This window comes from Citrobacter sp. W9 (assembly GCF_026719375.1).
Taxonomy (GTDB): Bacteria; Pseudomonadota; Gammaproteobacteria; order Enterobacterales; family Enterobacteriaceae; genus Citrobacter; species Citrobacter werkmanii.
The window spans coordinates 106733-120076 of record NZ_JAPPTE010000004.1; the positions used below are offsets into that span (position 1 = coordinate 106733).

Here is a 13344-nt window from a genome sequence, read left to right on the forward strand (position 1 = left end):
GATTCGTTAGCAATTTGGAGTTTTATCATGCCGCCTCGCCGCTATAACCCTGACTACCGACGTGACGCGCTGTTGGAACGCATAAATCTGGATATCCCTGCCGCTGTAGCTCAGGCACTGCGCGAAGATTTAGGCGGAGAAGTTGATGCCAATAACGATATCACCGCACAGCTTTTACCCGAAGATATGCGTTCCCACGCCACCGTGATTACCCGAGAAAATGGCGTTTTTTGCGGGAAACGTTGGGTGGAAGAGGTCTTTATTCAATTGGCTGGCGATGATGTCAACATCGCCTGGCATGTCGAAGATGGCGACAGCATTAAGGCTAATCAACCGCTGTTTGAGCTGGACGGCCCCTCTCGTGTACTGCTGACCGGCGAACGTACCGCGCTTAATTTTGTACAGACGCTTTCGGGCGTGGCGAGCGAGGTGCGTAAATACGTCGATCTGCTGGCGGGGACAAAAACCCAACTACTGGATACACGTAAAACGCTGCCAGGACTGCGTACCGCCCTGAAATATGCCGTGTTATGCGGCGGCGGTGCGAATCATCGCCTGGGGCTTTCTGACGCCTTCCTGATTAAAGAAAACCACATTATTGCTTCTGGTTCGGTACGTAAGGCCGTTGAAAAAGCCTTCTGGTTGCATCCGGATGTGCCCGTTGAAGTTGAAGTTGAAAGCCTGGAAGAACTGGACGACGCACTGAAAGCCGGGGCGGACATCATCATGCTCGATAACTTCGAAACTGAGCAAATGCGCGAAGCGGTAAAACGCACCAACGGCCAGGCGCGTCTGGAAGTCTCGGGTAACGTCACCCATGAAACGCTGCGCGAATTTGCCGAAACCGGTGTGGACTTTATCTCCGTTGGCGCACTGACCAAGCACGTCCGCGCGCTCGATCTCTCCATGCGTTTTCGTTAATTGCAAGGCCCGATGGCGCTTCGCTTATCGGGCTTCCCCCCAGCCGGATAAGGCATTTACGCCGTCATCAGGCAGTTTCTTCGAGCCCCTTCGCAAATACGTTGTCCGATCCTGTAATTTCGTAAAAATCCTCTGAACCCGCTTTCCCGTTCTGTTTTTTGTCTCTCGCCTAAGATCCGTTCGATTTGCCAAAGTAGCGCCAGCTAACTCAGGAGCGAATCAACAATGGATAAACAACGAGGCTTCACGCTTATCGAACTGATGGTGGTCATTGGCATCATTGCCATTCTTAGCGCCATCGGCATTCCGGCTTATCAAAACTATCTGCGCAAAGCCGCCCTGACAGACATGCTGCAAACCTTTGTCCCCTATCGCACCGCGGTCGAGCTCTGTGCGCTGGAGCATGGTGGAACAGAGACTTGCGATGCCGGGACCAATGGCATTCCCTCCCCCACAACCACCCGTTATGTCTCAGGCATGAGGGTTGAAAAAGGCGTTGTCAGCCTCACAGGCCAGGAAAGCCTGAATGGGCTAAGCATCACGATGACGCCGGGTTGGGACAATGCCAACGGTATTACCGGCTGGAACCGTAACTGCGCCATTCCAAATGACAGCGCACTACAACAGGCTTGCGAAGACGTTTTCCGCTTCGACACGTACTAAGGAAAAGAGATGAATACCACGCAACTCACGGCGCTATGCCAACGTTATCAGGGAATATTACTCGATGCAGACAATGAAGTAGTGCACATCGCCGTGGTGGATGCACCGTCCCATGAGCTGCTGGACGCCCTGCATTTTGCCACCACCCGACGTATCGACATTGTTTGCTGGACGCGCCAGCAAATGGAAGGCCACACGCATACGCCACAGAAAATGTTACCGGTCGTAGTGTCTGAAAGCAGCGCCACCGCAGCTGGGTTGCTGAATCAGACGTTTCAATCCGCCCTGGCGCAACGGGCTTCTGATATTCACTTTGAACCAGCGGAACATCGCTATCAGATCAGATTACGCGTGGATGGCGTATTACATGCTTTGCCAGAAGTCACAACTGAGATGGGCATCGCTATCACCGCAAGATTAAAAGTATTAGGCAGCCTGGATATTGCCGAGCACCGGCTGCCACAAGACGGACAATTTACCATTGAGATTTCAGGACAACCCATCTCGTTTCGTATCTCCACCTTGCCCTGTCGCTGGGGTGAAAAGGTTGTACTACGGCTACTTCATCAGGTCGATCAGACACTGGATATCACCGCGCTGGGCATGCAGGACGCGCAGTTGGCAGCATTTTCGCAAGCGTTGCAGCAGCCTCAAGGGCTGATTCTGGTTACCGGGCCTACCGGGAGTGGTAAAACGGTCACCCTGTACAGCGCGCTACAAACCCGAAATACATCAGAGGTGAATCTTTGTAGCGTAGAGGATCCGGTAGAGATCCCCATCGCAGGCCTTAACCAGACACAAGTTCATCCACGCGCAGGTCTTACTTTTCAGGGCGTATTGCGCGCTCTGCTGCGCCAGGATCCCGACATCATTATGGTCGGCGAAATCCGCGATGGCGAAACGGCTGAAATAGCGCTTAAGGCGGCACAAACCGGTCATCTGGTTCTGTCAACACTGCATACTAATTCCACCAATGAAACGCTGGTACGCCTGCAGCAAATGGGGGTTGCGCGCTGGATGATCGCCTCCGCGCTGACGCTCGTCATTGCCCAGCGCCTGGTCAGAAAGCTATGCCCCCATTGCCGACAACGCCTGGAGACATCCATTACGCTCCCCCGAGCAATCTGGCGCATGCCACTGCCACGTTGGCATGCGCCTGGTTGCGAACATTGTTATCACGGCTTTTATGGTCGTACCGCATTGTTTGAAGTGCTCCCGGTGACACCTGCATTACGCCAGAGCATCGCCAGTGGCACATCCGCAGACGGGGTCGAGTCAGATGCTCAGCTATCTGGGCGTACGCTTTTCGAGAATGGCTGTCAGGCTGTCGAACAAGGCTTAACGACATATGAAGAACTTATTCGCGTACTGGGCATGCCGCATGTCAGCTAAACAGCTTTGGCGCTGGCAAGGCATTAACAACGAAGGTGAGCCGTCGGAAGGAGTATTATGGGCTGATACCCGACTCTCGCTGATACAAGCGCTGGAGCAGCGGCATATCACGCCGTTACGTATTAAACGTATCCGTGTCAAAAACTCTCACTGGAGCCGTGAAAGAAGCGCCGAAACCATACATCAGTTGGCAACCTTACTGAAAGCAGGGCTAACACTCTCGGCAGCGCTAACCCTGCTGGCTGAACAGCATCCCAGCAGCCAGTGGCAGGCGCTCCTGCGCACGCTGGCTCACGATATGGAGCAGGGCATTTCCCTCTCCACCTCACTCGCAACATGGCAACACGTTTTTCCGCCACTTTATCAGGCGATGATTCGTACCGGAGAGCTTACAGGTAAGCTGGATGATTGCTGTTTTGAACTCGCCAGACAGCAAAAAAACCAGCAGCAACTCGCTGATAAAGTTAAAAAAGCCCTGCGCTATCCGATTATCATCATCACGATGGCGGTAATAGTGGTATTTGCGATGCTGCAGTTTGTGCTCCCTGAGTTTGCCGCCATCTACCAAACGTTTAACACCCCACTACCAGCGCTCACTCGGGGGATGATTGCCATCGCCCACTACAGCAGCCAATGGTCGTGGCTGGCGGTAGCATTCACGATGCTCTCGGTTATGACATATCACGTGATCAAACAGAAACCGTATTGGCGCATTCTGAGTCAGAAATGGTTGCTTGGGCTCCCGGTGACAGGAGCAATGGTCAGAGGGCAAAAACTCACGCAGATCTTTACCGTTCTGGCGTTAACACAAAACGCTGGCATTCCCTTTTTACAGGGTCTTGAGAGCGTTAGTGAAACGCTTGCCAGCCCTTTCTGGTCTCAACGTTTAGCGCAGGTTCATCACGATATCAGCGCCGGGAAACCTGTCTGGTTGGCGCTGAAAAATTGCGGTGAATTCAGTCCATTATGTATACAGCTGGTAAGAACGGGGGAAGCATCCGGCTCGCTGGATGCAATGCTGCGTAATCTCGCCCACCATCACGGGGAGAAAACGCTGTCTCAGGCGGAAAATCTGGCTGCGCTACTTGAGCCCGCGTTACTGGTCATTACGGGTTTGATCATCGGTACGCTGGTTGTCGCGATGTATTTACCGATTTTCCATTTGGGAGATGCAATGAGCGGCGTGGGATAAAGCTGGCGCATTACCACACGCCAGCTTCATCATGTTACAGGCTATTGAAAACGCGGTTTTCTTGTTCCTGTACACGAATAAACGTTGTACGTTTGGTTAGCTCTTTCAGACGGGAGGCGCCTACATAAGTACAAGCTGAACGCAGGCCACCGAGGATATCGCGAGCGGTATTATCAACCGGACCACGCAGCGGCAGCTTAACAGTTTTACCTTCTGCAGCGCGGTACTGTGCAACACCACCTACGTGACGCGTCATGGCAGATTCAGAGCTCATACCGTAGAACAGCATGAATTTCTCACCGTTCTCTTCAACAATTTTGCCGCCACTTTCTTCATGACCGGCCAGCATGCCGCCGAGCATAACGAAGTCCGCGCCGCCGCCGAATGCTTTTGCCACGTCGCCCGGCATTGTGCAGCCACCGTCGCTGACAATCATACCGCCCAGACCGTGCGCTGCGTCGGCACATTCAATCACTGCAGAGAGCTGCGGATAGCCAACGCCGGTTTTTACACGCGTGGTACATACAGAACCAGGCCCAATACCGACTTTGACAATGTCCGCACCGGAAAGTATCAGCTCTTCACACATTTCGCCGGTAACCACATTGCCCGCACAGATCGTTTTCGTCGGCCATGCTTCACGCGCTTTTGACACAAACTGAACAAAATGCTCAGAGTAGCCATTTGCCACATCAATGCAGATAAAGTTCAGCGCCGGGTTGAGCGCCAGAATCTGTTTGGTTTTTTCGAAATCTGCGTCAGACGTGCCGGTGGAAACCATCACATGCTTGAGGATATCGGCAGAGCTATCCGCGATAAAGGCAGACCAGTCTTCAACAGAATAGTGTTTGTGCACAGCGGTCAGGATGTCGAAGGATGCCAGCGCCTTTGCCATGGCAAATGTCCCGACAGTGTCCATGTTCGCAGCGATAATCGGTACGCCGGACCAGGTCTGACCTGAATGCTTAAAGGTAAATTGACGTTCCAGCTCAACATCGGAACGGCTTTTGAGAGTAGAACGCTTAGGGCGGATAAGAACGTCTTTGAAACCTAACTTCAGATCTTCTTCGATACGCATGTGCGGATTCCTGGGGTTAATGGCGAAAAATCGAAACTCACAACTCCAGTGACGCTATCATACGCACTAATCAATGCCGCGCAAGACTGCGAAATTCTCTTTTTTTACGCTACAATCCCATAAATTTACCTGGCGAATAGTAGGTTAATCCTGCAGCAGCCTCGCCTTCGCGCGCTTAACTTTTAACTGTTTGATAATCAAACTTAAACTCCAGGATCTGCATCTATGAGGTATACAGTAGCCTTAACCGGCGGCATTGGCAGTGGTAAAAGCACCGTTGCAAATGCGTTCGCTGACCTCGGAATAAACGTGATTGATGCAGATATCATTGCGCGTCAGGTGGTTGAACCAGGTACGCCTGCCCTCATGGCGATTGAAGAACATTTTGGTTCCGACGTGATAGCCGCGGACGGTTCGCTACAGCGACGCATTTTACGCGAACGTATTTTTTCCAATCCTGAGGAAAAAAGCTGGCTTAATGCACTGCTCCATCCGCTTATTCAGCAGGAAACACAGCGTCAGTTTGATCAAGCGACCTCGCCCTATCTGTTATGGGTTGTCCCGTTGCTGGTAGAGAATTCGCTGTATAAAAAAGCCAACCGCGTGCTGGTGGTGGATGTCACCCCCGAGACCCAGCTCAGACGAACCATGCAGCGTGATGATGTGACGCGCGAGCATGTTGAAAAAATTCTTGCTGCCCAGGCTACGCGTGAAGCGCGTCTGGCCGTGGCAGACGATGTTATTGATAATAATGGCGCACCGGAAGCCATCGCCTCGGATGTCGCCCGCCTGCACGCGCTCTATTTGCAATGCGCGTTGCAGTTTGTCTCACAGGAAAAACCGTAATGCACACCCAGGTCCTTTTTGAACACCCTCTCAATGAGAAGATGCGTACATGGCTGCGCATAGAGTTTTTGATCCAACAGCTCTCCGTTAATTTACCTATTGCAGACCATGCAGGCGCACTGCATTTTTTCCGTAATATCGGCGATTTACTGGATGTCTTTGAACGCGGTGAAGTTCGCACCGAACTCCTGAAAGAACTTGAACGACAACAGCGTAAACTCCAGGCCTGGGTTGAAGTTCCCGGCGTCGATCAAAGCAGAATCGACGCATTGCGCCAACAGTTAAAAAGCGCGGGCAGCATTCTGATTTCGGCCCCACGCATTGGACAAACGCTGCGTGAAGATCGCCTGATTGGCCTCGTGCGTCAGCGTTTAAGCATTCCTGGCGGATGCTGCAGTTTCGATCTCCCCACCCTGCATATCTGGTTACATTTACCACAGCCGCAACGCGACGCGCAGGTTGAAACCTGGCTTGCCAGCCTGAATCCACTCAACCAGGCGTTGTCGCTGGTGCTGGATTTAATTCGTAACTCGGCGCCGTTTCGTAAACAAACCAGCCTGAATGGTTTTTACCAGGACAACGGCGAAGATGCCGATTTGCTGCGCTTGCAGCTGCCGCTGGATTCGCAGCTTTATCCGCAAATTTCTGGTCATAAGAGCCGTTTTGCCATTCGTTTTATGCCGCTGGATAGCGAGAATGGCCAGGTGCCTGAGCGTCTCGATTTTGATCTGGCGTGCTGTTAAGGAGTCAACATGTCTGAACAAACCATCGTCAACTGCCCAACCTGCGGTAAACCCGTGGTGTGGGCTGAAGTCAGTCCGTTTCGCCCATTCTGCAGCAAACGCTGCCAGTTAATCGATCTGGGTGAGTGGGCCGCAGAAGAGAAACGTATCCCCAGCTCTGGCGATCTGTCGGAAAGCGACGACTGGAGTGAAGAGCAGAAATAATTCTGCTAAAACGGGATAAAACAACGCCGCATCCGGCGTTGTATGTTGTTTTGCCTGATGGCGCTGCGCTTATCAGGCCTACGAACACTCTTAGCCCGCAATCAGCTTTTCAATTACCGGGGCATTCGCGGGCGGGAAGTCCTCCACATTCAGAGCATCTTGCGCAATCCACTGCGCCGGTTGCCCCTCTTTTCCCCACGGTTCGCCTTCCCAGCTTTCCACCAGCCAGAACCACAGCGTAATGTGCCGGTCCGGAAACTGATACTCCAGCTTTTCGAACAGTGAATTCTGAGTCGGTGTGATCCCAACTTCTTCCTGTAGTTCGCGAATCAGCGCCTGCTCTGGCGTTTCACCCGCTTCAATTTTCCCGCCGGGGAATTCCAGCTTATTTGCCATATGGGCATCCGCCGCACGCTGGGTGATAAAAATTTCATTGTGCTGGTTACGAATAATCCCGACGGCGATCTGCAATTTTTTCATTTTCATCGTCCATAAAAAAGGCGCAGAAGTCTGCGCCTTTTCAATAAGTTATTTTCTTAGCTCAGACGGCCATGGCACTGTTTGTATTTTTTGCCGGAACCGCAAGGGCACGGATCGTTACGCCCCACTTTACGCTCGCCGGTTTGTGCTGCCATCTCTTCTGCCGCGGCGGCATCGTCGCCTTTATGGCTCAACTGCTGCATCTGCGCTAAACGCTCAGCTTCTTCACGACGCTGCTGCTCCATCGCTTCTACTTCTTCAGGCATACGTACCTGAACTTTGCTCAGGGTGCTGATCACTTCATACTTCAGTGATTCCAGCATTGATGCAAACATAGAGAAGGATTCACGCTTGTATTCCTGCTTCGGATCTTTTTGCGCGTAACCACGCAGGTGGATACCCTGACGCAGGTAATCCATCGCCGCCAGGTGCTCTTTCCACAGCGAGTCGAGCGTTTGCAGCATCACGCCTTTTTCGAAGTGACGCATCATCTCTGCGCCCACAACTTCTTCTTTACGCTGATAAACTTCTACCGCATTTGCCAGAATACGTTCGCGCAGCGTTTCTTCGTGCAGCTCAGGTTCTTTATCCAGCCACTCTGAAATCGGCATATCCAGATCAAAGTCGTTTTTCAGGCGCTCCTGCAGACCCGGAATATCCCACATCTCTTCCAGAGACTGCGGCGGAATATAGGCATCAATCGTCGCTTTGAAGACGTCTTCGCGGATGCTGTTAATGGTTTCGCTAACGTCAGAGACATCCAGCAGTTCGTTACGCTGGGTGTAGATTGCGCGGCGCTGATCGTTAGCAACGTCATCATATTCCAGCAGTTGCTTACGAATATCGAAGTTGCGGCTTTCCACTTTACGCTGCGCGTTTGCAATCGCTTTCGTCACCCATGGGTGTTCAATCGCTTCACCCGGCTTCATACCCAGTTTACGCATCATGCCGGACACGCGGTCAGAGGCAAAAATACGCATCAGCGCATCTTCCATCGACAGGTAGAAACGAGACGAACCCGCATCACCCTGACGACCGGAACGACCACGCAGCTGGTTATCGATACGACGAGATTCATGACGCTCAGTACCGATAATATGTAAACCGCCGGCCGCTAACACCGCGTCATGACGAACCTGCCAATCAGCTTTGATCTGGGCGATCTGTTCCGGAGTTGGGTCTTGCAGCTCGGCAACTTCCGCCTGCCAGCTACCACCCAGCACGATATCGGTACCACGACCCGCCATGTTTGTCGCAATAGTGACGGCTGACGGATAACCCGCCTGGGCGACGATATCCGCTTCGCTGGCGTGGAACTTGGCGTTCAGCACGTTGTGCTTAATGCCTGCTTTGGTCAGCTCGTTAGAGACCACTTCCGATTTTTCAATGGAGATAGTACCCACCAGCACCGGCTGGCCATTAGCGGTACGCTCTTTAATATCTTCAATAATCGCCTGAATTTTTTCCGCTTCGGTCATGTACACCAGATCCGGTAAATCCTTACGGATCATCGGACGGTTGGTCGGAACGACCACGGTATCCAGTTTGTAGATGGAGCTGAATTCAAACGCTTCAGTGTCTGCAGTACCGGTCATACCGGCCAGTTTTTCGTACAAACGGAAGTAGTTCTGGAAGGTAATGGATGCCAGCGTCTGGTTTTCGTTCTGGATCTCCACGCCTTCTTTCGCTTCAACAGCCTGGTGCAGGCCATCGGACCAGCGACGCCCCTGCATCGTACGACCAGTGTGTTCGTCGACGATGATAACTTCGCCATCTTTCACGATGTAGTCGACGTCACGGGTAAACAGCACGTGCGCGCGCAGTGCGGCAGTCACGTGGTGCATCAGCATAATGTTGCCCGGAGAGTACAGCGACTCGCCCTCATCCATAATGCCTTCGTTCACCAGCAGTTCTTCAATCAGCACCAGACCACGTTCGGTCAGGTTAACCTGGCGCGCTTTCTCATCAACGGAGAAGTGGCCTTCCCCCTGGAAAGTGTCGGAATCTTCCTTCTCCTGACGGATCAGGTGCGGAATGATTTTGTTCACTTTTTTATACATTTCCGAGCTGTCTTCAGCCGGACCGGAAATGATTAGCGGCGTACGCGCTTCATCGATCAAGATGGAGTCGACTTCATCGACCAACGCATAGTGCAGTTTACGCTGAACACGCTCTTCCGGGCTAAACGCCATGTTGTCACGCAAGTAGTCAAAGCCGTATTCGTTGTTGGTGCCGTAGGTAATATCGGCATTATAAGCTTCACGCTTAGCTGGCGCTGGCAGGCCAGACATGTTGATACCGACAGTCATACCGAGGAATTCAAACAGCGGGCGGTTATTTTCGGCGTCACGCTGGGCCAGGTAGTCGTTCACGGTAACCACGTGTACGCCTTTCCCGCTTAACGCGTTCAGGTACGCCGGCAGCGTTGCGGTCAGGGTTTTACCTTCACCGGTACGCATTTCCGCGATGCAGCGATCGTTAAGCACCATACCGCCCAGCAGTTGAACGTCGAAGTGGCGCATGCCGAACACACGCTTACTCGCTTCGCGAACCACCGCGAACGCTTCCGGGATCAGGCTCTCAACGCTGGCGCCTTTTTCCAGACGGGCGCGGAATTCCGCGGTCTTTGCTTTCAGCTCATCATCGGAGAGTTTTTCCATCTCCGGTTCCATGGCGTTGATGACATTGACCACTTTACGCATACGACGCAGCGTACGTTCGTTACGGCTACCGAATACTTTTGTTAATAATTTGATTAGCATAATAAAATCTCAAACGCCCCGCGGTGCGGAGTCAAAAATTATAAGTTGGAAGGTTCTTTTTTAGCTGAGGCGTTGAGGGCCAGCGCGGATACCCTGCAGCTGGCTGATCCAGACCGGAACGCTAAACGCGGCCTGAGAGGTAAAGTGGGAGTATGTCACGCGACTCACGGTCGCTGGCGGTCTGCCTTCTTGCGTCAGCATCGCGCTGAGCGTATTCAATAACGCAAGATGGTGCGCCTGGATTGGCAACGGCTCTTCGGCAACGGGCAGCGCCTGAGGAGCCATAGCAAAAGAAAGATGGCGAATAACCGTACGAATAGCATGCTGATGCCAGTAGTCGACGGTAAAATTCGGGCGGCGATTGGTCGCTTCCAGCAAAGCAAGCTGGTTAAAGTTAACTTTAGCGCCTTGATCGTGATTGCTGGCGGTCGCCTTCGCGGGGGTATTAGGTTCAGCAGCATTATCGAGCGCGGGCAGGCCAAAACTAGCCGCGACCATCCCCAACAGGAGATGCGGCCAGAAGTACCGTCTGCCTAACTGTCGCCAGCGCGTCAGTATTCCACTCACGTTATTGCCACCTGATATACCCTGCGTTTGGGGTTACATATGCAAAACCATTTTTTGCGCACAAATATTACCATTAATGCGTTCGCACCACAGCAGTAATGACGCAAGTCGCGGGTAAATATGCTTAAGAAAGCAGCGATCGAACGCTATTTTACTCTACCGGTGGGGAGAAAGTCGCTTCAGGGAAGGTGGTTTGCAATCGGAAAATAAAAAAACGACTGGTTCACCTGGCCGGAGAGAGTGCCAGATTAACCAGTCGAATTTATGCGACAGCGTATGTCGTTATGCCAGTACGGTCGAAGGTGCTTTGAACGCCAACGGCAGTTCTGCATCGTCCTGGAAGGTCACATATTCCCAGGCTTCCTGTTTCGCCAGGACCGCCTGCAATAGTTTATTATTCAATGCATGACCGGATTTATACGCGGTGAATGCACCAATAATGTTGTGACCACACATGAACAAGTCACCAATCGCGTCGAGCATTTTGTGACGAACGAATTCGTCTTCAAAACGCAGGCCGTCTTCGTTCAATACGCGATAATCGTCAACAACGATGGCACAATCGAAGCTGCCGCCCAGGCACAGGCCGCGGGACTGCAGATATTCGATATCACGCATGAAGCCGAAAGTACGCGCGCGGCTGATCTGGCGCATGAACGCATCCGCAGAGAAGTTCATCGCGTAGCGCTGCGTGCTGGAGTCGATTGCCGGATGGTTAAAGTCGATGGTGAAATCCAACGTGAAACCATTGTACGGCTTAAACTCAGCCCACTTATCGCCATCTTCGACACGAACGGTCTCTTTGATGCGAACAAATTTTTTGGCGCTGCTCAGTTCTTCAATACCCGCATCAAGCAGCAGATAAACGAACGGAGCGGCACTGCCATCCATAATCGGGATTTCCGGGGCGTTAACTTCAATAACGATGTTATCGATACCTAAGCCCGCCAGAGCAGCGTTAAGGTGCTCAACGGTTGAAATCCGTACATCATGCTCGTTGACCAGACACGTACAGAGCATGGTATCACGCACAGATTTGGCATCGGCCGGGAAATCTACCGGAGGATTCAAGTCGGTGCGACGATAGATGACCCCGGTGTTGGCCGGCGCAGGGCGTAATGTCAGGGTGACTTTTTTGCCGGTATGCAAACCGACGCCAGTCGCCTGAACGATACGTTTAAGAGTCCTTTGTTTGATCATCGTATAATCTCGCCAAATTACCTATCCAACCGAAGTGTACTATACATTCGGTGGGCCAGTTTAGCACAAAGAGCCACAATTCCCAAATTCCAGCTAATTCTTAATCAGCTTGCTTACGCAGGAACGCAGGGATATCCAGATAATCCGGCTCTTTGGTGGTTTGCGGCGTATTGTCGTTAACCACTTTCGCAACCGGTTTTTGCTCTTGCGTCAACGGCGCCATACCGTGCTGCTGGTAACGATCCATTACCGGCTGCTGGACCTGCTTGTTGGTTACCAGAGTGATTTCAGGACGCTTGTCCATACCAATTCCAGTCGCAACAACGGTCACGCGCAGTTCGTCGTTCATATCCGGGTCCAGAGAGGTACCGATAACCACGGTCGCGTTATCCGATGCAAAGGCACGGATGGTGTTACCGACGGTTTCGAATTCATCCAGACGCAGGTCGAAGCCCGCAGTAATGTTGACCAGCACGCCGCGCGCGCCAGACAGATCGATATCTTCCAGCAGCGGGGAAGAGATAGCCATTTCAGCCGCTTCTTCCGCACGGTCTTCACCGCTTGCCACGCCGGAGCCCATCATCGCATAGCCCATTTCGGACATCACGGTGCGCACGTCTGCAAAGTCGACGTTCATCAGGCCCGGACGCGTGATCAGTTCAGCGATACCCTGGACTGCGCCTTTCAGCACGTCGTTCGCTGCGCCAAACGCATCCAGCAGGGAGATACCACGGCCCAGCACTTTCAGCAGTTTATCGTTCGGGATAGTGATCAGAGAGTCCACGTGTTTGGACAGTTCGGTGATGCCCTGCTCCGCGAATGCCATACGCTTCTTGCCTTCAAAGTTGAAAGGCTTAGTCACGACAGCAACGGTCAGGATACCTAAATCTTTTGCCACTTCAGCAACCACTGGCGCTGCACCGGTTCCGGTACCGCCGCCCATACCTGCTGCGATAAACACCATGTCTGCACCGTCAAGCGCTGCACGCAGAGCTTCACGATCTTCGTCTGCCGCATTACGACCGACTTCCGGGTTTGCACCCGCGCCCAGACCTTTGGTGATGCCGCTACCAATTTGAATGGTCTGTCCAACCGCCGTTTTACGCAACGCCTGAGCGTCGGTATTCACCGCAAAGAATTCAACACCTTCGATGCGCTCGCGCACCATGTGTTCAACGGCATTACCGCCGCCGCCGCCGACGCCGATGACTTTAATCACCGCGTCATTGGTTAGTTCCATAGGTTCAAACATAGTTTCTCTCTCCGTTGTGCCTGTCGCCTGAGACCTTTAATGTG

Annotated in this window: 13 protein-coding genes; 7 read left to right on the top strand and 6 right to left on the bottom strand. The window is 52.6% G+C overall.

The genetic code is table 11. The features are described from left to right. The first annotated feature begins 27 nt into the window (after positions 1 to 27). The 4 genes from nadC to hofC all read left to right on the top strand — a co-directional run bounded on the left by nadC (position 28) and on the right by hofC (position 4168). Complete coding sequence (gene nadC, locus OOJ59_RS08565; RefSeq protein ID WP_087857665.1) at positions 28 to 921, top strand: carboxylating nicotinate-nucleotide diphosphorylase; 894 nt, start codon at positions 28 to 30, stop codon at positions 919 to 921. Between the two features lie 225 nt (positions 922 to 1146). Next, positions 1147 to 1584: a prepilin peptidase-dependent pilin gene (gene ppdD, locus OOJ59_RS08570; protein ID WP_038637249.1), complete on the top strand. Its 438-nt coding sequence runs from the start codon at positions 1147 to 1149 to the stop codon at positions 1582 to 1584. A gap of 9 nt (positions 1585 to 1593) precedes the next feature. Next, a complete protein-coding gene (gene gspE / locus OOJ59_RS08575) occupies positions 1594 to 2976 on the top strand; it encodes a type II secretion system protein GspE (protein WP_160955681.1) in 1383 nt (460 codons plus the stop codon). Then, positions 2966 to 4168 (top strand): protein transport protein HofC, encoded by a 1203-nt coding sequence (hofC, locus tag OOJ59_RS08580; RefSeq protein ID WP_160955680.1) that lies wholly within the window; start codon positions 2966 to 2968, stop codon positions 4166 to 4168. Before gspE ends, hofC begins: the two co-directional genes overlap by 11 nt. 34 nt (positions 4169 to 4202) lie before the next feature. Here the strand turns inward: hofC and OOJ59_RS08585 are convergent, their stop codons facing one another. Next, on the bottom strand, positions 4203 to 5246 hold the full coding sequence (locus OOJ59_RS08585) for a GMP reductase (RefSeq protein WP_038637240.1): 1044 nt from the start codon (positions 5244 to 5246) through the stop codon (positions 4203 to 4205). A 225-nt stretch (positions 5247 to 5471) separates the two neighbouring features. On the opposite strand from OOJ59_RS08585, the gene coaE reads away from it, so the two are divergent. The 3 genes from coaE to yacG are packed head-to-tail and all read left to right on the top strand — an operon-like array spanning position 5472 to position 7039. After that, positions 5472 to 6092: a dephospho-CoA kinase gene (gene coaE / locus OOJ59_RS08590; RefSeq protein ID WP_038637237.1), complete on the top strand. Its 621-nt coding sequence runs from the start codon at positions 5472 to 5474 to the stop codon at positions 6090 to 6092. Next, the gene (gene zapD, locus OOJ59_RS08595) at positions 6092 to 6835 is read left to right on the top strand and encodes a cell division protein ZapD (RefSeq protein ID WP_038637234.1); all 744 of its coding nucleotides are present in this window, start codon (positions 6092 to 6094) and stop codon (positions 6833 to 6835) included. The genes coaE and zapD overlap by 1 nt, the downstream gene beginning before the upstream one ends. A 9-nt stretch (positions 6836 to 6844) precedes the next feature. After that, positions 6845 to 7039: a DNA gyrase inhibitor YacG gene (gene yacG / locus OOJ59_RS08600; RefSeq protein ID WP_003018740.1), complete on the top strand. Its 195-nt coding sequence runs from the start codon at positions 6845 to 6847 to the stop codon at positions 7037 to 7039. 90 nt (positions 7040 to 7129) lie between these two features. On the opposite strand, the gene mutT is transcribed toward yacG, so the two are convergent. The 5 genes from mutT to ftsZ form a co-directional block, all read right to left on the bottom strand. Further along, positions 7130 to 7519: an 8-oxo-dGTP diphosphatase MutT gene (mutT, locus tag OOJ59_RS08605; RefSeq protein ID WP_038642991.1), complete on the bottom strand. Its 390-nt coding sequence runs from the start codon at positions 7517 to 7519 to the stop codon at positions 7130 to 7132. A gap of 56 nt (positions 7520 to 7575) precedes the next feature. Then, complete coding sequence (gene secA, locus OOJ59_RS08610) at positions 7576 to 10281, bottom strand: preprotein translocase subunit SecA (protein WP_038637231.1); 2706 nt, start codon at positions 10279 to 10281, stop codon at positions 7576 to 7578. A 60-nt stretch (positions 10282 to 10341) separates the two neighbouring features. Beyond that, positions 10342 to 10848, bottom strand: a complete 507-nt coding sequence (gene secM / locus OOJ59_RS08615; RefSeq protein ID WP_159121698.1) for a secA translation cis-regulator SecM — start codon at positions 10846 to 10848, stop codon at positions 10342 to 10344. A gap of 282 nt (positions 10849 to 11130) precedes the next feature. Then, positions 11131 to 12048 (bottom strand): UDP-3-O-acyl-N-acetylglucosamine deacetylase, encoded by a 918-nt coding sequence (gene lpxC, locus OOJ59_RS08620; RefSeq protein ID WP_006686706.1) that lies wholly within the window; start codon positions 12046 to 12048, stop codon positions 11131 to 11133. A 100-nt stretch (positions 12049 to 12148) separates the two neighbouring features. Continuing rightward, positions 12149 to 13300, bottom strand: coding sequence for a cell division protein FtsZ (ftsZ, locus tag OOJ59_RS08625; RefSeq protein WP_003018753.1), 1152 nt, complete (start codon positions 13298 to 13300; stop codon positions 12149 to 12151). Positions 13301 to 13344 lie beyond the last annotated feature (44 nt).

Bases quoted from the DNA above. Each gene is read 5' to 3' on its own strand.
- ftsZ (WP_003018753.1), bottom strand. From the start codon at position 13,300: ATGTTTGAACCTATGGAACTAACCAATGACGCGGTGATTAAAGTCATC.
- nadC (WP_087857665.1), top strand. From the start codon at position 28: ATGCCGCCTCGCCGCTATAACCCTGACTACCGACGTGACGCGCTGTTG.
- coaE (WP_038637237.1), top strand. From the start codon at position 5,472: ATGAGGTATACAGTAGCCTTAACCGGCGGCATTGGCAGTGGTAAAAGC.
- gspE (WP_160955681.1), top strand. From the start codon at position 1,594: ATGAATACCACGCAACTCACGGCGCTATGCCAACGTTATCAGGGAATA.
- OOJ59_RS08585 (WP_038637240.1), bottom strand. From the start codon at position 5,246: ATGCGTATCGAAGAAGATCTGAAGTTAGGTTTCAAAGACGTTCTTATC.
- lpxC (WP_006686706.1), bottom strand. From the start codon at position 12,048: ATGATCAAACAAAGGACTCTTAAACGTATCGTTCAGGCGACTGGCGTC.
- yacG (WP_003018740.1), top strand. From the start codon at position 6,845: ATGTCTGAACAAACCATCGTCAACTGCCCAACCTGCGGTAAACCCGTG.
- secA (WP_038637231.1), bottom strand. From the start codon at position 10,281: ATGCTAATCAAATTATTAACAAAAGTATTCGGTAGCCGTAACGAACGT.
- mutT (WP_038642991.1), bottom strand. From the start codon at position 7,519: ATGAAAAAATTGCAGATCGCCGTCGGGATTATTCGTAACCAGCACAAT.
- zapD (WP_038637234.1), top strand. From the start codon at position 6,092: ATGCACACCCAGGTCCTTTTTGAACACCCTCTCAATGAGAAGATGCGT.
- hofC (WP_160955680.1), top strand. From the start codon at position 2,966: ATGTCAGCTAAACAGCTTTGGCGCTGGCAAGGCATTAACAACGAAGGT.
- ppdD (WP_038637249.1), top strand. From the start codon at position 1,147: ATGGATAAACAACGAGGCTTCACGCTTATCGAACTGATGGTGGTCATT.